This window comes from Streptomyces sp. SudanB182_2057 (assembly GCF_964272715.1).
GTDB classification, from domain to species: domain Bacteria; phylum Actinomycetota; class Actinomycetes; order Streptomycetales; family Streptomycetaceae; genus Streptomyces; species Streptomyces rubradiris.
On record NZ_OZ186798.1, the window covers coordinates 418,938 to 445,570 of the forward strand.

The 26,633-nt window shown below is 72.2% G+C and carries 22 protein-coding genes; 8 read left to right on the forward strand and 14 right to left on the reverse strand.

Annotated features, from left to right (window positions below; translation table 11 throughout):
* Positions 1-205: 205 nt before the first annotated feature.
* Complete coding sequence (locus tag ACSURM_RS01530) at positions 206-1,093, reverse strand: endonuclease/exonuclease/phosphatase family protein (protein WP_436952669.1); 888 nt, start codon at positions 1,091-1,093, stop codon at positions 206-208.
* A 39-nt stretch (positions 1,094-1,132) separates the two neighbouring features.
* Between ACSURM_RS01530 and ACSURM_RS01535 the strand changes: the two genes are divergently transcribed.
* A complete protein-coding gene (locus tag ACSURM_RS01535) occupies positions 1,133-1,363 on the forward strand; it encodes a hypothetical protein (RefSeq protein ID WP_436952670.1) in 231 nt (76 codons plus the stop codon).
* Positions 1,364-1,370: 7 nt separating this feature from the next.
* Here ACSURM_RS01535 and ACSURM_RS01540 read toward each other — a convergent pair whose 3' ends face one another.
* Complete coding sequence (locus ACSURM_RS01540; RefSeq protein WP_436952672.1) at positions 1,371-2,714, reverse strand: dicarboxylate/amino acid:cation symporter; 1,344 nt, start codon at positions 2,712-2,714, stop codon at positions 1,371-1,373.
* Between the two features lie 811 nt (positions 2,715-3,525).
* Here ACSURM_RS01540 and ACSURM_RS01545 point away from each other — a divergent pair.
* A complete protein-coding gene (locus tag ACSURM_RS01545) occupies positions 3,526-4,005 on the forward strand; it encodes a diadenosine tetraphosphate hydrolase (RefSeq protein WP_436952674.1) in 480 nt (159 codons plus the stop codon).
* Positions 4,006-4,293: 288 nt separating this feature from the next.
* Here the strand turns inward: ACSURM_RS01545 and ACSURM_RS01550 are convergent, their stop codons facing one another.
* From ACSURM_RS01550 to ACSURM_RS01560, 3 genes are all read right to left on the reverse strand, one after another.
* Positions 4,294-5,529, reverse strand: coding sequence for an MFS transporter (locus ACSURM_RS01550; RefSeq protein ID WP_436952676.1), 1,236 nt, complete (start codon positions 5,527-5,529; stop codon positions 4,294-4,296).
* 102 nt (positions 5,530-5,631) lie between these two features.
* A complete protein-coding gene (locus tag ACSURM_RS01555) occupies positions 5,632-6,315 on the reverse strand; it encodes an ABC transporter ATP-binding protein (protein ID WP_436952678.1) in 684 nt (227 codons plus the stop codon).
* Complete coding sequence (locus ACSURM_RS01560) at positions 6,312-7,400, reverse strand: ABC transporter permease (protein ID WP_436952680.1); 1,089 nt, start codon at positions 7,398-7,400, stop codon at positions 6,312-6,314. The genes ACSURM_RS01555 and ACSURM_RS01560 overlap by 4 nt, the downstream gene beginning before the upstream one ends.
* Positions 7,401-7,572: 172 nt before the next feature.
* Between ACSURM_RS01560 and ACSURM_RS01565 the strand changes: the two genes are divergently transcribed.
* Complete coding sequence (locus tag ACSURM_RS01565) at positions 7,573-8,793, forward strand: sensor histidine kinase (RefSeq protein WP_436952682.1); 1,221 nt, start codon at positions 7,573-7,575, stop codon at positions 8,791-8,793.
* Positions 8,790-9,428 carry a response regulator gene (locus ACSURM_RS01570; RefSeq protein WP_436952684.1) on the forward strand — a complete coding sequence of 213 codons (639 nt, stop codon included), beginning with the start codon at positions 8,790-8,792 and terminating at the stop codon, positions 9,426-9,428. The genes ACSURM_RS01565 and ACSURM_RS01570 overlap by 4 nt, the downstream gene beginning before the upstream one ends.
* Positions 9,429-9,460: 32 nt before the next feature.
* Here ACSURM_RS01570 and ACSURM_RS01575 read toward each other — a convergent pair whose 3' ends face one another.
* The 5 genes from ACSURM_RS01575 to ACSURM_RS01595 form a co-directional block, all read right to left on the reverse strand.
* The gene (locus ACSURM_RS01575) at positions 9,461-9,946 is read right to left on the reverse strand and encodes a hypothetical protein (RefSeq protein ID WP_436952686.1); all 486 of its coding nucleotides are present in this window, start codon (positions 9,944-9,946) and stop codon (positions 9,461-9,463) included.
* Between the two features lie 151 nt (positions 9,947-10,097).
* Positions 10,098-11,891, reverse strand: a complete 1,794-nt coding sequence (locus tag ACSURM_RS01580; RefSeq protein WP_436952688.1) for a hydroxysqualene dehydroxylase — start codon at positions 11,889-11,891, stop codon at positions 10,098-10,100.
* A gap of 210 nt (positions 11,892-12,101) precedes the next feature.
* A complete protein-coding gene (locus tag ACSURM_RS01585) occupies positions 12,102-13,391 on the reverse strand; it encodes a cellulose binding domain-containing protein (RefSeq protein WP_436952689.1) in 1,290 nt (429 codons plus the stop codon).
* Positions 13,392-13,429: 38 nt separating this feature from the next.
* On the reverse strand, positions 13,430-14,848 hold the full coding sequence (locus ACSURM_RS01590; RefSeq protein ID WP_436952691.1) for a glycoside hydrolase family 43 protein: 1,419 nt from the start codon (positions 14,846-14,848) through the stop codon (positions 13,430-13,432).
* A 106-nt stretch (positions 14,849-14,954) separates the two neighbouring features.
* Positions 14,955-16,601, reverse strand: a complete 1,647-nt coding sequence (locus tag ACSURM_RS01595; RefSeq protein WP_436952693.1) for a glycoside hydrolase family 27 protein — start codon at positions 16,599-16,601, stop codon at positions 14,955-14,957.
* 376 nt (positions 16,602-16,977) lie between these two features.
* On the opposite strand from ACSURM_RS01595, the gene ACSURM_RS01600 reads away from it, so the two are divergent.
* Positions 16,978-18,084, forward strand: a complete 1,107-nt coding sequence (locus ACSURM_RS01600) for a ricin-type beta-trefoil lectin domain protein (protein WP_436952695.1) — start codon at positions 16,978-16,980, stop codon at positions 18,082-18,084.
* Between the two features lie 51 nt (positions 18,085-18,135).
* Here the strand turns inward: ACSURM_RS01600 and ACSURM_RS01605 are convergent, their stop codons facing one another.
* From ACSURM_RS01605 to ACSURM_RS01620, 4 genes are read right to left on the reverse strand one after another with little or no spacing between them, the layout of a single operon-like run.
* Positions 18,136-18,594 carry a MaoC family dehydratase gene (locus ACSURM_RS01605; RefSeq protein WP_436952697.1) on the reverse strand — a complete coding sequence of 153 codons (459 nt, stop codon included), beginning with the start codon at positions 18,592-18,594 and terminating at the stop codon, positions 18,136-18,138.
* A 53-nt stretch (positions 18,595-18,647) separates the two neighbouring features.
* Positions 18,648-20,204 carry an acyl-CoA synthetase gene (locus tag ACSURM_RS01610; RefSeq protein ID WP_436952699.1) on the reverse strand — a complete coding sequence of 519 codons (1,557 nt, stop codon included), beginning with the start codon at positions 20,202-20,204 and terminating at the stop codon, positions 18,648-18,650.
* 13 nt (positions 20,205-20,217) lie between these two features.
* Positions 20,218-21,099: an amidohydrolase family protein gene (locus ACSURM_RS01615; protein WP_436952701.1), complete on the reverse strand. Its 882-nt coding sequence runs from the start codon at positions 21,097-21,099 to the stop codon at positions 20,218-20,220.
* 34 nt (positions 21,100-21,133) lie between these two features.
* Positions 21,134-22,045 (reverse strand): SDR family oxidoreductase, encoded by a 912-nt coding sequence (locus tag ACSURM_RS01620; protein ID WP_436952703.1) that lies wholly within the window; start codon positions 22,043-22,045, stop codon positions 21,134-21,136.
* 109 nt (positions 22,046-22,154) lie between these two features.
* On the opposite strand from ACSURM_RS01620, the gene ACSURM_RS01625 reads away from it, so the two are divergent.
* From ACSURM_RS01625 to ACSURM_RS01635, 3 genes are all read left to right on the forward strand, one after another.
* Positions 22,155-23,027, forward strand: coding sequence for a PaaX family transcriptional regulator (locus ACSURM_RS01625; RefSeq protein ID WP_436952704.1), 873 nt, complete (start codon positions 22,155-22,157; stop codon positions 23,025-23,027).
* A 465-nt stretch (positions 23,028-23,492) separates the two neighbouring features.
* Positions 23,493-24,875, forward strand: coding sequence for an alpha/beta hydrolase (locus ACSURM_RS01630; protein WP_436952706.1), 1,383 nt, complete (start codon positions 23,493-23,495; stop codon positions 24,873-24,875).
* 47 nt (positions 24,876-24,922) lie between these two features.
* Positions 24,923-26,530 carry an MFS transporter gene (locus tag ACSURM_RS01635; protein WP_436952708.1) on the forward strand — a complete coding sequence of 536 codons (1,608 nt, stop codon included), beginning with the start codon at positions 24,923-24,925 and terminating at the stop codon, positions 26,528-26,530.
* Positions 26,531-26,633: the final 103 nt, after the last annotated feature.

Here is a 26,633-nt window from a genome sequence, read left to right on the forward strand (position 1 = left end):
CGCGTGGCACCCGGGCAACGGTCGTACTCACCGACGGCGGGGGGCCGGTGAGCCGCGGGGCGTACCGAGGCAAGTGGTGTGCGGCCCATGGCGCGGCCGCCTTCCGGTGCCGAACAGGGGACGGTACCGGGGGTGGTCGCGTCGCCTTCAGGGGTCGTAGGCGATTTCCGGAACGGGAGACGGCAAGCGGCCTGGCCCGGCCCGCTCAACGGTCGGCGCCAGGCCCTCCCTTGGCGGCGGCCCCCGCTTGCTGGCCGATGTCCAGGTCGGTGTGCAGCAGGTCGTGGTCCGAGTACGGGGTGGGGTGCACGCGGTGGCGGAGCGGCGTGATGCCCCGCAGGAACACGTAATCGAACTTGCTGTGCCAGTCGGTGGTGGGAGTGCAACCGCCGCCGGTGTACGTGGGACGGCACCGTGGGTCCGCGTCCGTGGCCAGTTTCCACATGGGGGCGAGTTCGGGGGCGTCCGGTACGGCGTTGAAGTCGCCGAGGACGATCACGCGGTCGTACCGGGCGACGGCTGCGGCGAGCACCTTGGTCTGGCCCGCCCGGACCGTTTCCTGGCGTCGTTGGGCGAGGTGTGTGTTGAAGACGCGGACGAGCCGCCCGTCCACCGTGGTGGTGACCGCCATGTACCCACGGTCCTCGGAACCGCCGTCGGGGTATTCCACGCTGACGGGGTCCGTCATCGGCGCCGCCGAGAGGACCGCCTGGCCGTAGCCCCCGGGGTTCCACGGCACTCCCCCGCAGCGGCCCCAGTCCTGGAGCACCGTCCCGTACTCGACGTGGTAGACCAGCCCGTAGTACCTCCGCAGGTGGATCCGTATCCGTTCCAGGTCACGCACGCAGGCTTCCTGCACGCCGATGACCTGGGGCGCGTACGTGGCGATCTCCCGTGCCCGGTCGAGGTTGCTCTTGCCGCACGGGTTGCAGAGGTTCCACGTCATGACCCGGTCCGGTACGACGCCCTTGACGGCTCCGGCGGGCAGTGGCCGGGCGAAGAGGGCACCGGTCGGTGCGCTGGGGCCCATGAGGATCACGCAGGCCACGACCAGGGCGCCCGCCCAGATACGCGTGCGTCTACCGAACACCATTGCCTCCTCGCCCCGCGTTTCCCGCCATCCTGCCTGAACTTGTCGAGCCAGTATGACCAGCCGCGGATTCCCGGGGCGCTGGTGGACCGGTGGTTCGTCCGCCGTCGGGCCCACCGCGCGGAAGCGGTCGACCTGCCGGGGGCGTGGGCGGTCGAGGACGTCCTCGCCGTGAGCAAGTCCGAACCGGTTGTTCCGGAGCGGTGGTCAGTGGCCGCGCGTACGAAGCGCCCCCGTCGGCCGGTCGGCCGGGACGGGGGCGCCATCGTGTGAGGGAGCGTCAGGCGGTGACCGGCAGGGTCGCCTTCTGCTCGGCGTCGCGCACGCCGTACTCGTCGTCCACCGGAGACGCCGAGGCGGAGTTGTACGCGTCGACGTCGAGGATCTTCTCGCGGGCCGCGACGACGACCGGGACCAGGGCCTGGCCGGCGACGTTGGTGGCCGTGCGCATCATGTCCAGCACCGGGTCGATCGCCATCAGCAGGCCCACGCCCTCCAGCGGCAGGCCCAGCGTGGACAGGGTCAGCGTCAGCATGACCGTGGCGCCGGTCAGACCGGCGGTGGCCGCGGAGCCGACCACGGAGACGAAGGCGATCAGCAGGTAGTCGCCGATGCTCAGCTGCACGTCGAAGATCTGGGCGATGAAGATCGCGGCGAGGGCCGGGTAGATCGCGGCGCAGCCGTCCATCTTCGTCGTGGCGCCGAACGGGACGGCGAAGGAGGTGTACTCCTTCGGCACGCCGAGGCGCTCGGTGACCTTGACCGTGACCGGCATGGTGCCGACGGACGAGCGGGAGACGAAGGCCAGCTGGATGGCGGGCCAGGCGCCCTTGAAGAACTGGACCGGGTTGAGCTTGGCGACGGTCGCCAGCAGCAGCGGGTAGACGCCGAAGAGGACCAGGGCGCAGCCGATGTAGACGTCGGCGGTGAAGGTGGCGTACTTCCCGATGAGGTCCCAGCCGTAGTCGGCGATGGCGTAGCCGATGAGGCCGACGGTGCCGAGCGGGGCGAGGCGGATGACCCACCACAGGGCCTTCTGGAGCAGTTCCAGGACCGACTCGCTGAGGGTGAGGATCGGCTGCGCCTTCTCACCGAGCTTCAGGGCGGCTATGCCGGCGACGGCGGCCATGAAGACGATCTGCAGGACGTTCAGCTCGGTGAAGGGCGTGATGACGTCCTTCGGGATGATGCCGGTGAGGAAGTCCAGCCAGGAACCGGCGTGCTGGGGCTTCTCGCCGTCCTTCGGGGTGAGGCCGGTGCCCGCGCCCGGGTCGGTGATCAGGCCGATCACGAGGCCGATGGCGACCGCGATCAGCGATGTGATCATGAACCAGAGCAGGGTGCGGGAGGCCAGCCGGGCGGCGTTGTTCACCTTGCGCAGGTTGGTGATGGACACCAGGATCGCGAAGAAGACCAGCGGGGCGACGGCCAGCTTCAGCAGCTGGACGAAGATGTGGCCGACCTTGTCGAGCGTGGTGTGCAGCCACTGCACGTCATAGCTGCGGGTGATCCAGCCGAGGACGACGCCGAGGACGAGACCGGCGACGATCTGGGCCCAGAAGGGGACCGCGGGTATGCGCCGGGCGGGCTTGGCGGGGTTTTCGGTGCTCGCGGACGCGGACACGGACACACTCCAGTGAGGGCGTATCGGGGAATACGGAAGGACAGGGTGGGTGCGGCGCACCCGCGCTACAGGCGGTGCCGCCGCTTGATGCCGGTCACACCGCGCGGCAACAGACCGCGGACATACAGCGGCACAGGTCGACATGCAGGCGCGCCACGAGTAGGAGGCTCATGGCTTCACCGGGGCGCACAGATGTCTTCACATCGAACACGTTAACACTTGTACTTTGAGACTCTCAAAGTACTGCTTTGGGGGCCAAGGAGGCGACCCCTTGGGACCACCCAACCCCCTGTGCCGAAGCACGACTTCACACGGAGGCGGGTACGGCCATGTGACCCACGTCACGCCATCCTGGCTCTGGCCGCCCTTCCTCTGTACGGGGCCCGCGGCACGAGCCGGTGCCGCCACCCGGTCCGCCTCTCCCTCCGGCGCTGTACGGCGCCCCCCCGCGCGAGCCACAGCACCCGCGCCTCGTGCACCTCTTCCACCGCCCGCACCAGCGCGTCCGGACCCACCTCCAGCCGCCGGGGGGTCGCGGCGCTGAGCGTGAGGTGGCGGTACGTCTCCCCCAGGCCGGGGGCACGAATGGCGATGGCGGTGCGGTAGGCGCCTTCGGCCGGCGGCTGGTCATGCCGCTACTGAAGGCGCCGAGCGCGACCGAGCGGCTGCTCGACGAGATCTTCGCCGCGTTGGACCAGCAGACCGCGACCACATACATGGAGCCCGAGGCTGCCGCGCTGCTCGGCCCGCGCACTTGCCCAGCGCTGGGATGGAAAAATGGCCCTTGGTCACAAGAAGGTGGATCTCGGCTATGACTGGCGACTGGCGGAAGGACCGGATCAGGACTGCGCTGAGCGGCGAGAACCCGACCGTGCTGCGACGGCTGACCGCGGGGTTCGCGGTGATCGGGGACGTTCAATTCCTGCCTGGCTACTCGGTCCTGCTCGTGGACGAGCCGGATGTGCAACGGCTGTCGGACCTGCCGAGAGTGAAGCGGCTGTCGTTCCTGTCGGACATGGACCAGCTTGGTGAAGCGGTCGAGCGTGCCTGTCGGCGGCTGGACCCGGCCTTCCGCCGGGTCAATCTGGAGATCTTGGGAAACACGGACCCGTTCTTGCATGCGCATGTCTGGCCGCGGTACGCGTGGGAGCCGGCCGATGTGGTGGGCAAGCCAGTGTGGCTCTATCCGCGTGAACTGTGGAGTGACAAGCAGTTCAGGCTCGGCCCGCAGCATGACGTGCTGCGGGATGCGATCAGCGATGAACTGGACCAACTGCGCTCGGTGACTTGACGTCAACAGTGACCAGGCGGGCACCGGCGCCGAGGCCACTGTGCAGCCAGGCAGTGCCCACTCCCCGACCGGTGCCGCTCTCCGCGACGACCAGGTGAGGCGTCGCGGAGAGCGGCCAGTCGGAGCAGCCTGCGGGCTTGGGGCGGTCGGCCTCGGCCGGTCGCCCCTCGTGCTCGCTCAACGAGGGCTCGTCTTCTCCCGGTCCACCGGTGACGGGCCGGTGGCCTCGTCCCCATCTCCCCTTTCTTCGGGTGGAGGTGGAAGACATGCACGCAGACCCGAGTCCGGTCAAGGGCGTCGGTCGCGTGTGGCTCGGCGGGCAGGGGCGCGTACGGCTTCTCGAAGACGCCCGCCTCGGGCCTGCGGCCCAGTTCTCGCGGGGGGTCTCGTTCCCCTCGCCTCCGTCACGGCCAGGGCGCTCGCCAGTACGAGTGTTGCGGACACCGCGGCGAAGCCGGTGGCGGGACTCGTGTACTGGGCGATCAGGCCGATGCAGAAGCCGCCGAGGCCGAGTCCGACGTCGAAGGCGAGGTTCCATCGCGCGCTGGCGACGCTGAGTTCCGCGCGTCCCGCCCGGTGCAGCATCAGGGACAGCGTGGCGTTCTGTGTCGCGCCGACGCCCATGCCGAAGACCGCCATCAACGGCAGGAGCGCGGCGGGAGTGTCGGTCAGCATGCCGCCGAGAACACCCACCGCGGTCATGAGAGCCGACGGCAGCAGCAACCGCTGGTCGCCGAAGCGGTCGCCCAGCCGTCCCGACAGGTAGCGGCTGCCGGTCAGCCCCGATTGGACCAGCAGCAGGGCGACGGGCGTCAACCAGGCCGGTTGCCGCGGCGCGGCCAGCGGGAGAAACGTCACCACCGCGCCGGACGCCATCGTCCCCGTGGTGAGCAGGAGTAGGGGCCGCAGAATCGTCGGCCGGGTCGCTCCGGCGAGGACCCTGGGGCGTACCACGGGAGCGGGACGCGGTGCCGTGACCGCGAGCGCGCCCAGTACGCCGACGGCCGGCGCCGCGGCGCCCACGGCGAACAGCGGGCCGTAACCGAACTCGTGCGCCAGTAACACGCCGAACGGTGTTCCCACCATGCCGCCGACGCCCGTCGCCACGCCGTACCAGCCCACCCCTTGGCTGCGCCGTCCGGGCGGCGACAGTTCGGCCACCGCGGCGCTGCCGGTCACGACGAACACGCCGAAGCCCAGCCCGCGCAGCACGGAGCAGATCACCGTCGTCGCGAACTGGTCCGAGAGGCCGAGTACCAGCGCCGGGGCGCCGAGCAGGACCATGCTGGTGATCAACGCGGTGCGGTAGCCGAGGCGGGCCAGCAGACGGGGAACGGCGGGCTGCACGGCGACCGTGGCAGCCATCAGCACGCCGGTCACGATGCCGGCCGCGGCCGTACGGCCGCTGGTCCGCGAGGCGTACTCCGGGACGGTCGAGAGCAGCAGATTGAACCCGACGAAGCCGCTCACGGTACAGAGCAGAAGGCCGGCCATGGAGCGGCCCAAGAGGGCTGGACTTCGCATTTCAGGCGATATTGGCGGAGACGTCGTCACCCACCGATTGCATCAGCCTGCCCAGCCGAAAACAATGTCCGTTCCTCGCGGACTCCCCGGCCGTCCGTCGGTTCAGCGGATCGACGCCCGCAGGCGAAGGCGGCCGTCGTGGACTTCGGCGAGCTGGTCGGCGGCGGCGAGGTGGGCGCGGTCGTGGGTGACCAGGACGGTGGCGGTGGCCTGCTCGTGGGTGAGGCGGGTGATCAGGTCGATGACGGCGGCGCCTCGTTCGTGGTCGAGCGCGCTGGTGGGTTCGTCGACCAGGAGGACGGTGGGGTCGTTCATGAGCGCGCGGGCGATGTTGACGCGCTGGCGCTGGCCGCCGGAGAGCTGGTGGGGCCGCCGCGCGGCTTGGCCGGCCAGGCCGACGGCGTCGAGGAGTTCCATCGCGCGGGTACGGGCGGTGCGGGCTTTGCGGCCGTCGATCCGGGCCATGACCTGGAGTTGCTCGGCGGCGGTGAGGGAGGGCAGCAGGTTGGGCTGCTGGAAGACGATGCCGATCTTGTGGCGGCGCAGTGCGGTGAGTTCGCCGCGGGTCAGGCCGGTGGTGGTCTGTCCGTCGATGGTGACGGTGCCGCTGTCGGGGGTGATCAGGGTGGCGGCTACGGCGAGGAGGCTGGACTTGCCGGAGCCGGAGGGGCCGGCCACGACGGTCAGGGTGCCCCTGGGGACATCGAGGTCGACGTGGTCGAGGGCGGTCAGGCGGGTGTCGCCGTCGGGGTAGGTGAGAGTGACGTCGGTCAGGTTCAGGCTCATCGGACGCTCCCCAGGGCGCTCAGCGGGTCGACGGAGGTGATGCGGCGGAGGGACAGGGCGGCTCCGAGGACGCCGAGGAGGATCATCACGGCGGCCGGGAGCAGGACGGTGGCGGGTGTGAGGAGGAACGGCACGGCGGAGCCGGACATCAGGGCGCCGAGGGCGGCGGCGATGCCGGTGCCGATGAGGGTGCCGCCGGCGAGCAGGACGAGGGCCTGGCCGAGGGCGTCCTTGAGGAGGCCCGTTGTGGAGGCGCCCAGTGCCTTGAGGACGGCGATGTCGCCGCCGCGCTGGATGGTCCAGACGGTGAAGAAGGCGCCGATGACGAGGGCGGAGATGGCGAACAGGAAGCCGCGCATCAGCTGCAGGGAGCCGTTTTCGGAGGTGTAGGAGCCGATCGCGGACAGTGAGTCGCCGGTGGAGACCGTTCGGGTGCCGGCCTGCCGGTCGACGGCCGCCGTGTCGGCCCGGGAGGTGGTGGTCAGGGCGATGACGGTGGCGCTCGGACCCTGGCCGGCGCCCGTGGGCGGTGCGGTCTTCCGCCAGGTGTCCAGGCTGGTCCAGATCACCGGGGTGTGGCTGAAGTGGGCGTCGCCCTTGACGGCGGCCACTTCCAGCCGCCGGCCTGCCAGGGCCAGGGAGTCGCCGGCCCGCACGCCGAGGTCGTCGGCGGCCGCGCCGGACAGCACCACCGTACCGCTGGTGATCTTGTCGCCGTGCGGTGCGAGGCGGGAGCCGGGCTCGACGCCGAAGGCCGAGACCCCGGTGCTCTGGTCCGCCGCGGTGGCCTTGGTGAGGGTGATGCCCAGCGGTTCGGCGCTTTCGACGCCGGGGGCCTCGGCCCACTGCCGCCACTGCCGTTCGGTGACGGTGGAGTCGGCATACGACAGGTCCTGTCCGCCACCGGGAGCCTGGAAGGCGATCCTGTCGGCGGGCAGTCCCGTGATCGCGGAGACGTTCTGCCGTCCCAGTCCGGCCGTGAGCCCGGACAGCAGCCCTACCAGCAGGGTGATCAGCACGATGACGCTTCCCATCAGGGCGAAGCGCCCCTTGGCGAACTTCAGGTCTCTCCAGGCGACGAACACGGCCCTGGCCCGTCCTTTCCGGCGGTGACAGCGGTACGACCCCACCATCGCCGTCGGCCCCCCGGGCGCGCGTCCGGCACAGGACGGCACTTGGCGAGCCGGAAGACGGCACCCGGGTTCCAACTTTCGACAGAGGCTTCGGGCCGCCCGTCTCCGTAACCTGGGACGCACTGTGAACATCGCTGCTCCCGCCCCGACCCCGACCACCCGGGCCCTGGCCTGGTGCCTGCACCTGCTGGTCGTCGGCCTGCTCGCCCTGGCCGCCGGCCGCGCCGTGACCGGCGCCCGGCCCCACGCCGGAGTGATCGTCGCCGCGTCGGCCGTGTGCGGCCTGGTGTACGCGGCCGGGCCCGTCCTGCCGCGCGTACGCCGCTCGCGGCGGGCCGCCGCGCTGTGGCTGGGCGTCGTGGGCGCCTGCTGGCTGATGCTGCTCGCCCTGTCCCCCGACGCCGTGTGGCTGGCCTTCCCGCTGTACTTCCTCCAGCTGCACCTGCTGCCCCGGCGCGCCGGATTGGCGGCCGTGGCCGCCACCGCCGTCGCGGCCGTCGCGGGCTTCGCCGCCCACCAGGACGCCTTCGGTCCCGCCATGGCCATCGGCCCGGCCCTCGGCGCCGCCGTTGCGGTCGCCGTGGTGTGGGGGTACGAGGCCCTGTACCGGGAGAGCGAACACCGCCGCGGGCTGATCGAGGAACTCACCGCGACCCGCGCCGATCTGGCCGCCGCCCAGCACACCGCCGGTGTGCTCGCCGAACGCGACCGGCTGGCCCGCGAGATCCACGACACCCTCGCCCAGGGCCTGTCCAGCATCCAGCTGCTGCTCCGTGCCGCCGAACGCGCGCTGCCCCAGGCACCGCGGAACGCGGCCCGCTACGTCGGCCAGGCACGGCAGGCCGCCGTCGACAACCTCGCCGAGGCCCGCCGCTTCGTCGCCGCCCTCACTCCGCCCACGCTGGAGGGCACCACCCTGGCCGGCGCCCTGGAGCGTCTGTGCTCCACCACCTCCGCACGGCACCGGCTCACCGCGCGTTTCCGGCTCACCGGCGACCCCGCCCCGCTCACCACCGCCCAGGAGGTCGCCCTGCTGCGCATCGCCCAGTCCGCACTCGCCAACACCGTCCGCCACGCCGAGGCCACCACCGCCGACGTCACCCTCGGCTACGTCGGCGACCACGTCGTCCTCGACATCGTCGACGACGGGCGCGGCTTCGACCCCGACCGGCTTCCCGCCCCCGACCCGGAAGCCGGCGGCTTCGGACTGGCCGCCATGCGCGCCCGCGCGCACGCCCTCGGCGGCACCCTCACCCTCAGGTCCGCCCCCGGCCACGGCACCGCCCTGGCCGCCCGGTTGCCCCTCTCCCCGCCGGCCGAGACCCAGCCCGAGGCACGCCCGTGACCGACGCCACCCCCATCCGCCTGCTGCTGGCCGACGACCACCCCGTGGTACGGGCCGGACTGCGCGCCGTACTGGAGACGGAACCCGGCCTCGTCGTCATGGCCGAGGCCGCCACCGCCGAGGACGCCGTCGCCCGCGCCGCCGAGGGGGACATCGACGTCGTGCTGATGGACCTGCGTTTCGGCAAGGGCATGGGCGGCGCCGAAGCCACCGCCCGGATCACCGCCCGGCCCGGAGCCCCGCGGGTCCTGATCGTCACCACCTACGACTCCGACGCCGACACCCTGCCCGCCATCGAGGCCGGCGCCACCGGCTACCTCCTCAAGGACGCCCCGCCCGAGGACCTGGCCGCCGCCGTGCGCACCGCGGCCGCCGGACGCACCACGCTGGCACCCACCGTCGCCGACCGGCTGATGCACCGGCTGCGCACCCCCGGCACCGCCCTGACCCGGCGCGAGACCGAGGTCCTCGCGCTGGTCGCCGACGGCCTGTCCAACCAGGCCGTCGGCGACCGTCTCCACCTGACCGAAGGCACGGTCAAGTCCCACCTGGCCCGCGTCTACGCCAAGCTCGACGTCGACTCCCGCACCGCCGCCGTCGCCGTCGCCACCGACCTCGGCCTCATCCGCCGCTGACCCGGACGCGCCCGGGCTCCCGGAGCGGTGGGTCAGTCGCCTTCGGACCAGGTGCGTTCCTGGCGGTGGTAGGTGCTCCAGTCGGCCGGCGGGTAGGTCGCCTGCGGAGCCGCGAGGGCCACGTCGATCGCGATCGCGGTCTCCTCGGGGAAGAAGCCGAGGTCCCGGATCAGTTCCATCGCCTGTACGGTGGCCTCGCCGAGCGGACGTGCCATGCGGTCCGCGCCGGACGGGAAGGACAGCGGTTCCCGCCGTGCCAGCGCGAGCGCCCGGGTGCCTCTCGCGTCCAGGCCGAGGGCGAGGTAGCCGGCGGCCAGCGCGAGTTGTTCGAGTGCCGTGGACATGGACCGGGAAAGGTCCGTGATGCCGTGCAGTGTCTGCGCGGGACTGCCCGCGATGGCGTCGTACGGTGTCGGACCGTGCTGTTGTTCCAGGCGTTCGCGGTCGGTCTCCAGCAGGGCGTGCGCCTCCTCCAGGACACGGCCGACCCGCGCCAGTTCGGTCAGATCATGGGACATCGTGCATCCTTCCCGTCAACTGGCCCGACTCTACGAGCGTTTGGGGCGGCCGTGGCGGATGTCGCGCATAGTCGGCCTGATGGTGTGACAGATGGCCGAACCGTGGCCGCGGCGGTGTCCGCGCCGTGCGGGACCGCGGCGGCCTCGCCGATCAGCCCAGGTCGAAGGTGTTGGGCAGGCCGAGCCGGTAGCGCACCTCGTCGACGCGCTTGAGGGGCTCCAGCTCCGGGGGGCGGTACAGCTCCCAGATCCGGCAGCGTCCGGCGGTTGAGCCGTCCTGGTCGAGCAGCGCGTTGACGGCCCGGCGCGCCGACTCGTTGGCGCCTTCCATCGTCGCCAGGTCGACGTCGGTGCGGACGTAGTCCCCGGCGAGGAAGAGGTTCGGCACGGCGGTCTTCGCCGACGGACGGTTGTAGAGCGTGCCCACGGGGTGGATCAGGAGCGGCTCCCGGTTCTGCGGATCGGGGCCGCCGAGCCCCGTGACGGCCGGATCCATGAACCAGGCGATCCGGTCGGCGTCCCTGAGGGTCGTCTTGCCGGAGTCGTTCAGGGCGTCCTTCAGCTGGGCCCAGCACTCCTCGACGATCTCCTCGCGCGTGCACTCACGGGCCGTCTTGCCGTACAGGATCCCGGGCTTGTCCCACTCCGAGACGATCGCCGACAGGCAGTCGCGGGCACGCCCGTCGCCGTAGTCCGCCGCGAAGTCCCGTACGTCCCAGAACTGCGCCTGCCCGATCCCGGTCACCGACCACGGGGAGTCGAGGCAGTTGATGTGCCCGTGGACGACAGGTGTCGGCGTGCGCAGATAGAACTGCACGCCGGTCATCCAGTCCGTCCGCAGCGCGTCGCACCGGGCGAGCTGCGGGTCGGCCGCGCGCAACGCGGCGCCCCAGGTCCGCCGGGCGTGCTCGACGGGCATGGCGCAGACGTAGTGGTCGGCGGTGACGGTGCGTTCGTCGCCGCCGTCCCGGGCCGAGACCCGTACGCCGGTGACGCGCCCACCGTCGTACAGCACCTCCCGCACCTCGGTGCCGAGGACGAACCGGACGCCCAGTGAGCGCAGGTGAGCGGTCCAGGGGTCGATCCACGCCTCGCTGGTCGGGGCGTTGAGCACCCGGTCGATGTCCGCGTCGCCGTCCATGCCGCGGCCCAGCAGGCCCCACAGCAGCAGCGCCTCGATGATGACGCGGCCGACGGTGCGGGTGGAGGCGACCTCGGCGCGGGTGGCGACGAGGTTGCGGGTCTGTCCGATGCCGAGGAGCGTGCGGTACTCCTCGCTCATCCGCTCGGCGCGGATGAAGTGCCACCAGGTGGTCTTCTCCCACTGGTCCTCGCGGCGCGCGTCGCAGCTGGTGAGGTGGACGAGGACCCGGCCGGCGAAGTAGGCGGCCTCGTGCGCGGGCAGCCGGGTGCCGAGGTCGAGGACGGAGAGGAGCTGGTCGCGGATCCACGACGGGGTGATGTCGCCGGGTGCGGGCGGGGTGGTGACCCGTCGCAGCGGGAAGTGGAGGTCCGGGCGGCCGCCCGCGCGGGCGAACAGTGCCTCGGTGCCGTCGCGGAGGTTGTCGTGGACGCCGCCCGCGTTGCCGGGGAAGGGGATGCGGCGCATGGTGTCCGGCAGGTTCCGGTAGAAGCCCGGGAAGAAGCGGAAGCCGTGTTCTCCGGGCAGGGGTCTGCGGCCGTCCGTGCCGGTTCCGGGTACGTCCATCGAGCGTGCCTTGCCGCCGAGCACGTCGTAGTACTCGTAGACGGTGACGGTGTAGCCGCGTTCGGCGAGTTCGTGGGCGGCGCTGAGTCCGGCGACGCCGCCGCCCAGGACGGCGACGTGCTTGCCGGTGGGGGCGGCGGCCCGGGCGGCAACCGGCGAGAGGGCGAGGGCGCCCGCCGTGCCCCCGGCGCCCGCGAGGAACCGTCTGCGGGTCGTTCCCTGGTGTCCTGTCGTCATGGATACGGGAGGGTAGAGAGACCGGGCAGGAGGCGACAGGTCGCCATTCGGTCACCACGGCATCCTCACAATCCGTGTCCGTCGCGGCCGGCGAGGACGAGGACGACGGGTGCTCGGGGGCCGAGACCGGATGGAGTCCCCCGGCCCGAGGGAGCGGGCCGGGGGTGTGATGGGCCGGGGTTCACCGGTCGGCGCCCGGTCGCCTCCGCGTCACCCGCAGGCGGTGCCGTTGAGGGCGTAGGAGCCCGGCCCCGCGGTGTCGCCGCCGTGGGTGGCCTGGAAGCCGATGCCGACCGAAGCTCCGGGAGCGATGGAGGCGTTGTGGGCGACGTTCCTGGCCGTCACCCGGCCGGAGGCGGGCGAGTAGTCCGCGTTCCAGCCGGAGGTGATGCTCTGGCCCTGGGGCAGTGTGAAGTCCAGGGACCAGCCGTCGATCGCGGTCGTGCCGGTGTTGGTGAGGGTGAGGTTCGCGGTCAGGCCGGTGTTCCACGCGTTCACGGTGCTGGTGACCTGGCAGGTCGCCGTCCCCGGGGGCGGGGTGGACGTCTGGAACTGTGTGAAGAACTTCCAGATCTCCTGCGGCAGCCAGGTCCTGGAGCCGCTGTCGCCCGGGGCCCCGTCCTGCGGAGCGGCGATGTGCCCTTCGTCGAACGCGGCCCACACGACCGGGTGGCCGGCCGAGCAGCCCGAGTAGGCGGTGACCCGGTGGGTCAGGCTGCCCTGGGCCGGTTCGGGCGGGTTCTGGGCGGTGCAGCCGTTGTTCCTGACGAACCTGTCCCGCATCGCCCGGCCGCCGGAGATGCCGAGGACGTTGTCCCTGAGACCGTGTACTCCGAGGTAGGCGATGGGCCGGGTGCCGTCGCCGCAGCCGCTGAGCACCCCGCCGCTCTGGATAGCGACCGCGCGGAAGACCGTCGCGCGGGAGCACGCGAGCGAGTACGACATGGCGGCGCCGTAGCTGAACCCCAGGGCGAAGCGCTGTGTCTGGTCGACACACAAGTCCGCCTCGATCCGCCTGATCATGTCGTCGACGAAGGTGATGTCCTCCCCGCCATTGTTGGCCCAGCCGTTGTTGAGGCCTTGGGGCGCGACGAAGACGGCGCTGTTGTCCGCCAGTCGCTGGAGTCCGTAGTAGGCCCAGGTGCCCGGGTCCACCGTGCGGCCGGTGGCGACGTCGGTGGAGGTGCCGCCGAGCCAGTGGAAGCCGAAGACCAGCCGGTACGGGCGGTTACGGTCGTAGCCGTCGGGGACCCGCAGGATGAAGCTCCGGTTCTTGCCGCCGCTCTGGATCGTGTACGTGCCGCTCGTCAGGGTCGGGGCTTTGCCACAGCCGGGACTCGCGGCGGCGGCACTGACGGGCGCGGCAGCGGCGCCGACGGGTGCCGCAGCGGTTCCGGCGGGTGCGGCGGCGGCGCGGCCCTGTGCCGTACCGCCCAAGCCGATGACCAGCAGCACCGCGAGCAGGCCGGGCCATAAGAGAGATCTCGTCCTTGTCGTCACGCAACTTCCCTTCTGTTCGGGCATCGCCTTGTGCCGGGTCAGGAGGTGGCAGGCGCGAATCGCCACCAGTCGACGTTGAACAGGTAGCCGCTGCCGCCGGTGAAGCGCAGGTAGAGGTCCTGGGTTCCCGTGGCGCCGCTGACCGGGCAGGTCACCGAGGTCCAGGTCTGCCAGCCACCGGTGGAAGGCACACCGCACCGGCCCACGAGGGTCCCGTTCGGGGAGCCCAGCCGCAGCTCGACGGTGCCGCCGCCGCTGCCCGAGGCGACGCGCGCGGTGAAGGAGGAGGCGCCCGGCCCGAAGGCCACGCCCTTGACCTTGATGTAGTCGCCGTTGTCGATCCAGCCGACATCCATTCCGCCGCCGCCGGCCGGTTCGGTCTCGATCCCGGATCCCCAGGCGATCGTCTCGGCCTCCTGGCGTACGTACGGGTCGAGTGCGCCGACCTGCGGCGCGCCGGCGTTTGTCATGCCGATCGTCGGGATCGTGCCGTCGGCGTTGTAGGAGAACCGCTCCACCGCGACCGAGCGGGTGAAGCCGCCGCCGCCCGGCAGCGCGCCGTTGTGGTAGAAGAAGTACGAGTTGCCCTTGAAGTCCACGATTCCGGGGTGGTTGGTGAAGCTGCCGCCCTGGGTGGGCATGACCGTCCCGCGGTAGGTCCAGGGTCCGGTCGGACCGGGCGCCGTGGAGTAGGCGATGAACTCCGAGCAGCACTTGGCCGCGAACACCAGGTAGTACAGGCCGTTCCGCTTGTAGACCCAGGGTCCCTCCTCGTACAGCGTGGGACGGTTGGGGTCGCCGGTGCGGGTGCCGAATCCCGCGGTGGTGAGCGGGATCTTGGTGGGGCTGCCCGCGTAGGAGGTCATGTCGGCGTTCAGCTTGACGTACCAGAGATTCGGGTTGCCCCAGTACAGGTAGGCCTGGCCGTCGTCGTCGATGAAGACGGTCGGGTCGATCTCGCCGTTCTCCACCAGCGGATGGCCGAGGGCGTCCCGGAACGGGCCGGTGGGGCTGTCCGCCACCGCCACGCCGATGGCCATCCGGCCGGTGGCCCGGTTCTTCACCGGCACGTACCAGTAGAACCGGCCGCCTCGCTGCACGGCCTGGCCCGCCCAGGCGTCGGCGGACGCCCAGCTGAAGGTGGCCAAGCTGAGCGGTGAGCCGTGGTCGGTCCAGTTGACCATGTCGGCGGAGGACCACACCCGCCAGTCCTTCATGGTGAAGTAGGTGGAGCCGTCCTCGTCGTGCCCGGTGTAGAGGTAGACCCGCCCGTCATGGACCAGCGGGGCCGGGTCCGCGGTGTAGACGTGCTGCACGATCGGGTTGTCGGCCCTGGCCGGCGTGGGCCCCACCGCGGCGGGGACGACGGCGAAGGCCAGCAGGAGGCCCAGGGTCCAGGCGAGTGCCCGGCCGAGCCTCGTACCGCCGGCGGAAGGCCGCCGGACCGGGATCGTCATCGTGGCCTCCTCGTGGCGTCGGCGGACGGCCGGGCTGTCGTCCGGTGCGCGATGTCCCTCGTGACGTCGGCGGACGGCCGGGCTGGCGTGCGGTGCGCGATGTCCCTCATGGGCGGGACCACTTCTGGGCGGCCCGGCCGTCGCAGGTCCACAGGACCAGCGGGGTGCCGTTGGCGGTGCCGGAGCGGTCGGTGTCGAGGCACAGCCCGGCGTGGACGTTGCGGATCGTCCCGTCCGAGCCGAGGGTCCACTTCTGGTTGTCCTGTCCGTTGCAGGGCCAGGTGATGACACGGGTGCCGTTGGTGGTGCCCTGGTCGTAGGCGTCCAGGCACTTGTCGCCGTAGACCCGGATCTCGCCGCCCGCCCAGCTGGTCCACAACTGGTTCGCTGCCGTGTGGCAGTCCCAGAGCAGGACCGTGGCCCCGGCGGCGGTGGAGGCGTTGTCCACGTCCGCGCAGCGGCCGGACGCCCCGCCGCGCAGACGCGAGGTGGTGGCGGCCAGCGGGCTGCCACCGCTCACCCGGTACACGGCCACGCCGTGCGCGGGGACGTTCGCCGAGATCTGCCCGGACGTGCTCGACGTACCGCCGGTCCACAGGTCGGTGAGGGTGAACGGCCCGCCGGTCAGCCCGACTTGGGCGGCCGAAGCGGTGACCGTCGCGGCCCCCGATCCCCGGTTGAACAGGCCCACCGCGACCGAACCGTCCGACAGCGGCTTGGCGAACACCTCGGTGGCGCCGTCGTCGCGCACCCTGCGTCCTCCCGCGCCCAGCGGATCCTGGTTGACCGCCAGCAGACGCGGATTGCGCAGGACGGCGCTCACGTCGGCGGACATGGTGCGGATGTCGTTGCCGGCCATCAGCGGGGCGCCCAGCAGGGCCCACAGGGCGAAGTGGGAGCGGGACTCGGTCAGCGACAGGCCGGGACGGCCGACGACCAGCATGTCGGGGTCGTTGAAGTGCCCCGGACCCGACTGGGCCGCCAGCGGCGCGGTGACGTCGAGGACGTTGCCGACGCCCATCGGATAGCTGTTGGTGTTGCCGTTCTGCCAGATGTCGAGCAGGTCCTCGGTCGTCCGCCACAGGTCGGCGACCTCGCCCCAGTTGTAGGTGGCGCCGGTGATGGCGTGCAGGCTGTTGGGGTTGATGCTGTAGACGATCGGACGGCCGGTGGCGCGCAGCGCGTCGCGCATGAGCGTGAACCGCGCGACCTGTTCGTCACGGGTACCGCTGGAGGAACACCAGTCGTACTTGAGGTAGTCGACGCCCCACGAGGCGAACGCGGCGGCGTCCTGGGCCTCGTGGCCCTTGCTGCCGGTCGACCCGGTGTAGCCGCCGGTCGCCTGCGCGCAGGTGCGCTCGTTCGGCGCCTGGTAGATGCCGAACTTCAAGCCCTTGCCGTGGATGTAGTCCCCGAGCGCCTTCATCCCGCTCGGGAACTTGGTGGGATGCGCCCGCAGGTTGCCCTGCGCGTCACGCTGTGGGTCGAACCAGCAGTCGTCGACCACCACATACCGGTAGCCGGCGTCCCGCATGCCCGAGGACACCATCGCGTCGGCGGCCTGGCGGACCTGGGCCTCGGTGATGCCGCACCCGAAGCTGTTCCAGCTGTTCCAGCCCAACGGCGGGGTGAGCGCCGGGCTGCCGGGCGCGGCGGAGGCGGTGGAGTGAGAGGCGGCCGTCAGGGACGCGGTGACCGTCAACGCGGCGGTCGCCAGGAGACGGAGCAGTCGTCCGCCTGTTCGTCTGAGCATCAAGGGCTCCTTGAATGCCAAGTAGTTCGCAATTTCGAACGACATTCGGAAAGTCGGGCCTCCCGGATACTAGAGAGACATCCGGGAGTGTCAACACCGTCGGCCTCCTGGCTTTGCCGACTCAGCCGATACGAGCCCGACATGAGCGCGGAACTGCGACTTCGGCCTATGAGTCCACGGAAGTCCCGACACCCGCAGATGCGAATGTTTCGAAGCAATCGACGAATTCTGCGAGGAGGATTGACGCGTCCCACCGGCCGCCTATCATCCGTGTTGCTCGACAGGCCAACTCGCGTTCGACATCACGAACTTACTGCTCCCTGGACGGCGAGCGATCCCGTCGCCTCAGCCATCACTCCCGGAAGAGGACGTGTGCATGAGAAAGTCCTGGATTCTCGCCCTGGTCACATTCGTCGCCGCCGCGCTCGGGTTCATGTCGGCCGGTGTGACCCCCGCCTCCGCCGCCCCGAACACCCCCTTGCGTCTCATGCCGTTGGGCGACTCCATCACCTGGGGCGTGGGAAGCAGCACGGGCAACGGCTACCGGGGGCCGTTGTGGAACAAGCTCGCGGCGGACGGGCATCCACTGGACTTCGTGGGCACGGGGCGCAACGGTTCGATGCCGGACCCCGACAACGAGGGCCATTCCGGATACCGCGTCGACCAGATCGCCGCACTGGCCGACGCCGCGCTGACCCGGTACCGGCCCAACGTCGTGACACTGCACATCGGAACCAACGACCTCCAAGGGGCCTCCGAGGCCGACACCGCCATCGCCCGGCTGCGGTCGCTGGTCGGTCAGGTCACCGCCGACGTCCCCGACGCCACCGTCCTCGTCGCCTCCCTGGTCGTCTCCACCAGCCCCTCGGAGGAACGGCTCCGGGGCGCGTACAACCAGGCAGTCTCCCGCATCGTCGGTGACGCGCGGGCCGCGGGCAAGCACGTCGCCTACGTGGACATGAGCGGCCTGACCACGGCCGACCTGGCCGACTCCCTGCACCCCAACGACGCCGGCTACCAGAAGATGGCCGACGCCTTCCACCGCGGCATCCAGTCCGCGGACAGCGCCGGGTGGCTGAGGAACCCCGCCCCGGCCCCCTCCCTCGTGCGGTCCGGCATCGCCGGCAAGTGCCTGGACGTCAACGGCGCCGTCGGCGCCGACGGGACCGCCGTCCAGATCTGGAGCTGCGGCAACGGCGCCGATCAGCTCTGGTCCGCCTACACCGACGGCACCCTGCGCTCCCTGGGCAAGTGCCTCGACGCGGCCGGCGGGAGCACGGCCAACGGCACCAAGGTGCAGATCTGGTCCTGCCACGGCGGCGCCAACCAGGTCTGGCAGCCCTACAACGGCGGCTACCGCAACCCCGCCTCCGGCCGCTGCCTCGACGACCCGGGCTTCTCCACGGCCGACGGCACGCAGCTCCAGCTGTGGGACTGCACCGGCGGCACCAACCAGAAGTGGACGACGCTGACCGCCGGGTGACCTGGCCAGACATCCGTGGGGCGGGGCCGACGGGCGGGCTTGCCCGGGGTCTCAGGCGTAGTGCCGGTAGACGGCCTGGGCGACGCACGCGGGCTTGGCGTTGCCCTCGGCCTCGACGGTGAAGGTGAGCCGCATCTGCACGCCGTCGCCCTTGACGTCCTCCACGGAGTCGACGGCGCCGTGCAGGCGGATCCTGGCGCCGACGGGCACCGGGCTGGGGAAACGGACCTTCTCCAGGCCGTAGTTCACGCTCATGGAGACGCCGTCGATCTCCAGCAGCTCGTTGAAGAGCGGGATGATCAGGGACAGGGTGAGGTAGCCGTGCGCGATGGGCCCGCCGAAGGGGCCGGCCTTGGCGCGCTCCGGGTCGGTGTGGATCCACTGGTGGTCGTCGGTGGCGTCGGCGAAGGTGTTCACCCGGTCCTGGGTGATCTCCCGCCAGCCGGTGCGGCCGAGGTCGGTGCCGGCCAGGGACTTCAGCTCGTCGAGGCCGTGGGCGGTGGTGGGCATGGGGGTCCTTCCGGTCCTTGCGGCGCGGTGCGCGGGGTAGGGGCGTGCGGGGGTCAGTGCGGTGCGGGCGGGCTGTCGTCGTCGGTGGTGGCCGGGGCGTAGGCCGCGCGCACCGCGGGTTTGACGAGCTTGCCGGAGGCGGTGCGGGGCAGGGCCTCGGCGAAGACGACGGACTTGGGGATCTTGTACTTGGCCAGGCGGCCGCGCAGGTGGCCGAGGATGTCCGCCTCGTCCGCGCCGGCTCCGGGTTTGAGGACGACGACGGCGCGGCCGACCTCGCCCCAGTGCGCGTCGGGGACACCGATGACGGCGCACTCCTCGACGGCGGGGTGGCCGAGGACGGCGTTCTCGACCTCCGCCGGGTAGACGTTCTCCCCGCCGGAGATGAACATGTCCTTGACCCGGTCGACGATGTAGGCGAAGCCGTCCTCGTCGGTGCGGGCGACGTCGCCGGTGCGCAGCCAGCCGTCGCCGGTGACGGCGGCGGCGGTCTCGGCGGGCCGGTTCCAGTAGCCCGTCATGACGTTGGGCCCGGACACCAGGATCTCCCCCCGCTCCCCCGGCGCGGCGTCGCGGCCGTCGGGCAGGACCACGCGGGTGTCCGTGAAGAAGTGCGGCACCCCCGCCGAGCCCGCCTTGGCGGAGGTCTGCTCCCGGTCCAGGAAGAGGACGCCGGGGGACGCCTCGGTCATGCCGTAGCCCTGGGCGAAGGCCAGCCCGCGGGCGAGGTAGGCGGCGATGGTGCGTTCGGGGACCGGTGCGCCGCCGCAGTTGAGGCTGCGCAGGCTGGTCAGGTCGGCCTCGGCCCAGCGCGGCCGGGCGGCGAGCGCGTCGTACATGGTCGGCACGCCGAACATGCAGGTCACCCGGTGGTCCTCGATCAGGCGCAGGACGCGGTCGGGGTCGAAGGCGCCGAGCAGGACGACCCGGCCGCCCTTGAGCAGGGTGGGCAGGCAGGTCATGTTCAGCGCCGCGGTGTGGAACAGCGGGGCGGTCACCAGGGTGACCTCGTCGGCGGCCAGGTCGAGGTCGACCAGGACGTTGACGCTGTTCCAGACGATGTTGGCGTGCGAGAGGACGGCGCCCTTGGGATGACCGGTGGTCCCCGAGGTGTACATGATCATGCACGGGTCGTCGGGGGCCACCGGCTCGTCCAGCGGGCCGGTGCCGCCGAGGGCGAGCAGGTCGTCGTAGCCGAGGGCGTCGGGGCCGGGTCCCGCGAGGGCGATGCGGTGGGGGACGCCGGCGTCGGCGGCGGCCCGGGCGGCCGTCCCGGCCTGTTCGGGGGCGTTGACGAGGACGGCGGCACCGGAGTCGGTGAGGTGGTAGGCCAGTTCGGGTGCGGTCAGGCGGGTGTTGAGCGGGACGAACACCGCGCCGAGGGCGCCGGCGGCGAACAGCGTCTCGAGGAAGGCCGGGTGGTTGGGGCCCAGGTAGGCGACCCGGTCGCCGCGGGCCACGCCGAGGGCGCGCAGGGCGTGGGCCAGGCGCAGCACCCGCTCGTGCAGGTGCCGGTAGGTGATCTCGCGGTCCTCGTGGACCACGGCGGTCCGGTCGGGGGTCTTGCGGGCTCGGCGTGCGGGCCAGGAGCCGATGCCTTGGTTGCGCACGGCGGCCTCCGTTTCAGTCGGTGGTCAGGCCGAGCAGGCGGGCGGCGTTGTCCTTCAGGATCTTGGGGCGGACCTCGGGTTTGATGTCGAGCTTCTCGAAGTCGGCGAGCCACCGGTCGGGGGTGATGACCGGGTAGTCGGAGCCGAAGAGGACCTTGTCCTTGAGCAGGGTGTTGGCGTAGCGCACGAGCTGCGGCGGGAAGTACTTCGGGGACCATCCGGACAGGTCGATGTACACGTACGGCTTGTGGGTGGCCACCGCAAGCGCCTCGTCCTGCCAGGGGAAGGACGGGTGGGCGAGGATGATCCGCAGTTCGGGGAAGTCCACGGCGACGTCGTCCACCAGCATGGGGTCGGAGTACTTCAGGCGGATGCCGCCTCCGCCGGGGACGCCCGCGCCGATGCCGGTCTGTCCGGTGTGGAACAGCGCGGGCACGCCGAGTTCCTCGATGGCCTCGTACAGCGGGTAGGCGAGGCGGTCGTCGGGGGCGAAGGCCTGGATGCTCGGGTGGAACTTGAAGCCCCGCACGCCGTGTTCCTCGACCAGGCGGCGGGCCTCGCGGACCCCCGCCCGGCCCTTGTGGGGGTCGACGGAGGCGAACGGGATGAGGACGTCGGCGTGGGCGGCGCAGCTCTCAGCGACCTCTTCGTTGGAGATCCGGGGATGCCCGGTGGCGTGCTCGGCGTCGACCGTGAAGACCACCGCGGCCATGCGGCGTTCGCGGTAGTACGCGGCCATCTCGTCGATGGTCGGCGTGCGGTGCCCGTGGGCCTTGAAGTACTCCGCGGAGGCGCCGAACAGCTCGGGGCTGAGCGCGCCGTGGCCGTCCTTGGAGATCTCGGCGTGCGTGTGGACGTCGATGGCGACGAGCCGGCCGGGGTCGGGGGATGTCATTCCTCGGCTCACCTTCCGTGGGAGGGCAGGGAGTTCAGGCGCTGGGGGCTTGGGGGGCGGGGATGCCGTACGTCTGCGGTTCGCGGCCGACCGAGACGGGCCAGGCCGCGGCGATGTCGTCGGCGCTCCAGCCGCCGTCCCGGTAGGCGGTGGCGACCTCCTGCGGGTGCGACCACAGGGCCAGCTTGTCGCCGCCGATCCCGACACACTGGCCGGTCACCGAGGCCGCGGCGTCGGAGGCGAGGTAGACCACGAGGCCGGCGACGTCCTCCGGGGTGCCGAAGCCCTCGGCCTTGCGCAGCCGGTCCGGCAGCGGTTCGCCGCGTTCCTCCCACGCCTCGACGTACCGGGCGAAGGCGGGGATGGTGCGGGTCATGCCGGTGGCGGCGACCGGGACCAGGGCGTTGACGGTGATGCCGGCGCGGGCCAGCTCCATGGCCCAGGTGCGGGTCATCGCGGCGATGCCGGCCTTGGCGGCGGCGTAGTTGGTCTGGCCGAAGTTGCCGCGCTGCCCGGCCGGGGAGCAGGCGGTGATGATCCGGCCGCCCTCCCCCTGTTCGCGCATCCGCACGGCGGCGGCCCGTACGCAGGTGAAGGTGCCGCGCAGGTGGACGCGGACCACGTCGTCGAAGTCGTCGTCGGACATCTTCCACAGCACGCGGTCGCGCAGGATGCCGGCGTTGGTGACCATGACGTCCAGCCGCCCGAAGGCGTCCACGGCCCGGGCCACCAGCGCCTCGGCGACCTCGCCGTCCCCCACCGGGCCCACCTCGGCCACGGCCCGGCCACCGGCCGCGGTGATCTCCTTCACCGCGTGCGCCGCGGCCTCGGCCGCCACGTCGTTGACGACCACCGCCGCGCCGGCGCGGGCCAGGGCGGAGGCGTAGGCGAAACCGAGGCCGCGTCCGCTTCCGGTGACGACGGCGACCTTGTTCGAGAGATCCATGTGTGCGCAGTCCTTGCCTCGCGGGTGTGCCGACGAGGGCGACGTTAGGCGTTTCGATTACTGCCGTCAATGGTGTGCCGAACTTTCTCGCCGCCCTACACTGAGCCGCGTGACCGGGACACAGACCACGCCCTCGACGGGCCAGGAGGAAGGGGCCGCGGCGTCCGCGCGGCCGCAGACGCTGATGCTGAGCTTCCTGGGCCTGTACGTCCTGGAGCACGGCAGCGCGGTCTACTCGGGCAGCGTCATCGACGTGTTCGCGCGCGTCGGGGTCTCCGAGGACGCGGTGCGCTCCACGCTGACCCGGATGGTCAAGCGCGACCTGCTGGCCCGTCACCGCCGGGGCCGCAAGATGTACTTCGGACTCACCGCGCGCTCCACCGAGGTGCTGCGCGACGGTCACGACCGCGTCTGGGGCGCGGGCGCCGTCAACCGCGACTGGGACGGCACCTGGACCCTGGTCGGCTTCTCACTGCCCGAGGCCTGGCGCAGCCAGCGCCACGACCTGCGCTCACGCCTGGTGTGGGCCGGCTTCGGCCCGCTGCAGAACGGCCTGTGGATCGCGCCGGGCCACCTGGACGTCCCCGCCGTCGTCGCCGGGCTCGGCCTGGAGGACCACCTCAACGTGCTGCGCGGGCACGCGGCCGAGCCGACCGAGGCCGCCCAGTTGCTGCACCGGGCCTTCGACACGGCCGGCATCGCCGAGCGCTACCGCGCCTTCCTCGGCCAGTGGGACCGCCCGGATCCGCTGCCGTCCGCGCCGGACGACCTGGCCCGGCAGCTCCTGCTGCACACCGACTGGCTGCAGGTCGTCCGCTCCGATCCGCGCCTGCCCGCGGAGCACCTGCCCGAGGACTGGCCCGCCATCCGCGCCGAGCACGTCTTCCGCGCCCTGTCCGCCCAGTACGACGCCCCGGCCAAGCAGTTGGCCGACGCGGTACTGGACACCATCCCGGCGGAGCCGGCGGCCGGGCGGGGCTGAGCGGGGGCGATGGCGGGGGCGGGCGCGACGCCCCACGGGTGACCGCTCCACGGGTCACCACCCCACGGGTACAACCCCCTTCGGGGGGCGCGGGGCGCCGCGCCGACGCGGCGTGGGCAGCCGTACAGTCGGCGCCACAAACGTTCGTCACTTCATTGACCGCCGTCCACGATCGGCCCTATATTCGGCGCACCCGCCGCTGGGACCGGGGCTTCGCGGAGCCTTCCGCCACGCCGTCCGCCTGCCCGTCGGCGGCTCACGGACACCAGCACGGCCGGCACAGCCCGCCGAACAGCACCCCGAGGCGCCTTCGGCGGTGGTTCCCTCGCTCGTACGCCCCTCGTCCGCACGCCCCTCGTACGTCTTTCCCGTACCGAAACGCCACTTCCGTCGGGCAACGCCTTCCGCACCGACACGCCCATCCGCCGTACAGTCCCCACCCCCCGTACAGAGATGAGCCCGCACATGCCGAAGTTCGCGCTCGGCGCGGCCGCGCTGGCCGCCGCCCTCGCTGTCAGCACGGCGACTCCCGCCACCGCGCGGAGCGACACCCCGCGGACCACCGCACCGGCCACCGCCACCACGCGCCACCTGAGCGGGCACCTCCCGGACGGCGCGAGCTGGATCGCCGACGTGCCCGCCCACTGGAACGGCACCCTGCTGCTGTTCAGCCACGGCTACGGCCCCACCACCGCCCAGGACGCCCCCTCCCCCGCCGCCGGCCGGGCCCTCCTGGCCGAGGGCTACGCGCTGGCCGGCTCCTCCTACGACCCGAACGGCCCCTGGTGGGCGCTGGAGAGCGCCGAACGCGACCAGCTCGCCACCCAGGAGGCGTTCGCCGACGCCGTGGGCCGCCCCGCCCGCACCCTGTCCGTCGGGCAGTCCATGGGCGGCCTGGTCAACGCCCGGCTCGCGCGGGACGCGGGCGGCCGCATCGACGGCGCCCTGGGCCTGTGCGGCCTGGTCGCCGGCGGAGTCGACCTGGGGAACTACCAGCTGGACGCCGAGTACACGATCGCCTCCCTGCTCGCCCCGGACGAGCACCTGCGGCTGGTGGACTTCGCCGACCAGGACGCGGCCGCCGCGACCGCGGCCCGACTCACCGCCGCCGTGGAGCGAGCCCAGGCCACGCCCGCGGGCCGGGCGCGGATCGCGCTCGCCGCCGCGTACCTCAACCTGCCCGACTGGGCCCCGGGGCACAACCCGCCCGCGCCCGGCGACGCCGAAGGGCAGGAGGCCCAGCAGTACGTCTGGTTCGCCCAGGGCGTGCTGTCGTTCATCGTGCCCGCGCGGTACTCCGTGGAGCAGTCGGCGGGCGGCAACGCCTCCTGGAACGCGGGCGTGGACTACGCCGGCCTGCTGCGCTCCTCGGAGCACGCCGACGAGGTCGAGGCGCTGTACCGGACGGCGGGACTGGACCTGCGCGCCGACCTCGCCGCCCTGACCCGCGGCGCCCGGGTGCAGGCCGACCCGGAGGCGGTGCGCCGCCTCGAGCGCACCTCCACCGCCGGGCAGGGCCTGGCCGTGCCGCTGCTGGACCTGCACACCACCGCCGACCAACTGGTCCCCGTGCAGCAGGAGAACGCGTTCGCCGCCCGGGTACGGGCCGCCGGTGACGGCGCCCTGCTGCGCCAGGCCTACGTCGCCCGCCAGGGCCACTGCGACTTCACCGCGGCCGAGGTCGTCGCGGGCGTGCACGCCCTGGAGCACCGGGTGGCCACGGGCCGCTGGGACGGCGGCACCACACCGGCGGCCCTCCAGCACGCCGCGCGGGCCCTCGGCCTCGACGGAGCGGCGTTCGCCCCCTACCGGCCCACGCGCCTCGTCGTCGGCCGCCGCCACTCCTGATCCCGCGATCCCCCTCCCGCCGTCGGCCCTCCACCCCTGGACCCGTCATGTCGCTGACCGATCCCCGCTCCTCCGCGCACCCCGCCGGCCCCGCGCCGGGCCGGCTGCCGCTCGGCACCCTCGTCGCCGGCTGTCTCGCGGTCTGCCTCGCCCAGATCGCCCTCGCCGTGCCCGCCACCCTCAACGGCCTCTTCCAGGAGGACCTGCATCCGGTCGGCTCCCAACTGACCTGGATCTCCGACGCGTTCCTGCTGCCGGTGACCGTGCTGGAACTCACCTTCGGCGTCCTGGGCGACCTGTTCGGACGCAAGCGGCTGCTCGTGGGCGGCTCCGTCCTGGTCGTCGTGGGCGAGGCCGTCTCCGCCGTGAGCGGCGGCGTCCACCTGCTGTGGGTGGGGCAGGTGATCTCCGGCCTCGGTGCGGCGGCGCTCTTCCCGACCTCGCTCGCCATGATCGCGGCGGGCACGCACGGCCACCGGGACCGGGCGCGCGCCATCACCGTGTGGGCGGCCGCCCTGTCCACCGGCGGGTTCATCGCCCCCGTCATCGGCGGCGTCACCGGCAGCCACGGCTCCTGGCGCGCGGCGTTCGTGGTGGTCGTGGTGATCGCCGTGGCCAGCACCATGGTCAGCCTGCTGGGCGCCGCCGACTCCCGGGCCCCCGAGGGCCGCTCACTGGACCTCGGCGGCCAACTCACGGTTGGCATAGGCCTGTTCGCGCTGTTGTACGCGGTCATCCAGGGTCCCAGCGACGGCTGGGGCTCGACCCCGGTCGTCGTCGCGTTCGTGGTCGCCGCGGTGTTCGTCGTGCTGTTCGTCGTCGCCGAGCGGCGCGCCCGTTCCCCGCTGCTGCGCCTGGACCTGTTCGCCAACCGGGCGTTCGCCGTCGCCTCGGTCGTCGCGGTCGTCGGCATGTTCAGCTTCCTGGGCACCGCCTACGCCACCAGCATCCGGCTGGGGCCCGTGCAGCACCAGAGCCCGCTGCGCACCTCCGTGGCCTTCCTGCTGCTCAACGGTCTGACCCTGGTCCTGGCGCCGCTCACCTCGCGGCTGCTGGAGCGGGTCAGCGGGCGCTGGATCCTCACCGTGGGCCTGGCGCTGATGGCCGCGGGCGACTTCCTCGCCGCGACCCTGCCGGTGGAGGACCGGGCGCTGGCCTCCCTGGTGCTGCCTCTGGGACTGGTCGGTGCCGGGTTCGCGCTGACCGTCTCCTCGATCACCGCGACCGCCGTGAACACGGTGCCGGTGCGCTACGCCGGCATGGCGAGCGCCTCCACCAGCCTGCTGCGCGACTTCGGGTTCACCCTGGGGCCGGCGGTCATCGGCGCCGTCGCCCTCAGCCGCGCGGGCTCGCTGTTCGGCTCCGACCTGCACCGCTCCGCGCTGAGTCCGCAGGTCAAGGCGGCCGCCGCCGAGGTCGCCGCGGAAGGCGGCCCGCTGGCCGTCAACTCCGTCCCGGCCACCGCGCCGTCGGGCGGTGCCGCGCCGCTGGCCCTGCGGGCGCTCGGCCACGGGTACGCGCTGGGCTTCACGATCTGCGGCGCGGCGGCGCTGCTGTCCTGTCTGCTGGCCCTGATCGCCCTGCGCCGCACGGACGCCCCACAGCACACCGGCACAGCCGCACCCACGGCACCCGAGACGGCGCCGACCGTCTGAGCCGCCCCGGGGAACGCGTGGCGGAGTGCTCAACCGCCTTGCGTGGCAGGCCCGCCGGAAACCGCGGGCTGCCAAGTCGCGGACTGCTCGGGAATGGTTCACT

What these genes read in the sequence shown, in the direction of transcription:
- ACSURM_RS01530 (WP_436952669.1), bottom strand. Translation starts at nt 1,093, where the DNA reads ATGGTGTTCGGTAGACGCACGCGTATCTGGGCGGGCGCCCTGGTCGTG.
- ACSURM_RS01545 (WP_436952674.1), top strand. Translation starts at nt 3,526, where the DNA reads ATGACTGGCGACTGGCGGAAGGACCGGATCAGGACTGCGCTGAGCGGC.
- ACSURM_RS01550 (WP_436952676.1), bottom strand. Translation starts at nt 5,529, where the DNA reads ATGCGAAGTCCAGCCCTCTTGGGCCGCTCCATGGCCGGCCTTCTGCTC.
- ACSURM_RS01555 (WP_436952678.1), bottom strand. Translation starts at nt 6,315, where the DNA reads ATGAGCCTGAACCTGACCGACGTCACTCTCACCTACCCCGACGGCGAC.
- ACSURM_RS01575 (WP_436952686.1), bottom strand. Translation starts at nt 9,946, where the DNA reads ATGTCCCATGATCTGACCGAACTGGCGCGGGTCGGCCGTGTCCTGGAG.
- ACSURM_RS01580 (WP_436952688.1), bottom strand. Translation starts at nt 11,891, where the DNA reads ATGACGACAGGACACCAGGGAACGACCCGCAGACGGTTCCTCGCGGGC.
- ACSURM_RS01590 (WP_436952691.1), bottom strand. Translation starts at nt 14,848, where the DNA reads ATGACGATCCCGGTCCGGCGGCCTTCCGCCGGCGGTACGAGGCTCGGC.
- ACSURM_RS01595 (WP_436952693.1), bottom strand. Translation starts at nt 16,601, where the DNA reads ATGCTCAGACGAACAGGCGGACGACTGCTCCGTCTCCTGGCGACCGCC.
- ACSURM_RS01600 (WP_436952695.1), top strand. Translation starts at nt 16,978, where the DNA reads ATGAGAAAGTCCTGGATTCTCGCCCTGGTCACATTCGTCGCCGCCGCG.
- ACSURM_RS01605 (WP_436952697.1), bottom strand. Translation starts at nt 18,594, where the DNA reads ATGCCCACCACCGCCCACGGCCTCGACGAGCTGAAGTCCCTGGCCGGC.
- ACSURM_RS01615 (WP_436952701.1), bottom strand. Translation starts at nt 21,099, where the DNA reads ATGACATCCCCCGACCCCGGCCGGCTCGTCGCCATCGACGTCCACACG.
- ACSURM_RS01620 (WP_436952703.1), bottom strand. Translation starts at nt 22,045, where the DNA reads ATGGATCTCTCGAACAAGGTCGCCGTCGTCACCGGAAGCGGACGCGGC.
- ACSURM_RS01630 (WP_436952706.1), top strand. Translation starts at nt 23,493, where the DNA reads ATGCCGAAGTTCGCGCTCGGCGCGGCCGCGCTGGCCGCCGCCCTCGCT.
- ACSURM_RS01635 (WP_436952708.1), top strand. Translation starts at nt 24,923, where the DNA reads ATGTCGCTGACCGATCCCCGCTCCTCCGCGCACCCCGCCGGCCCCGCG.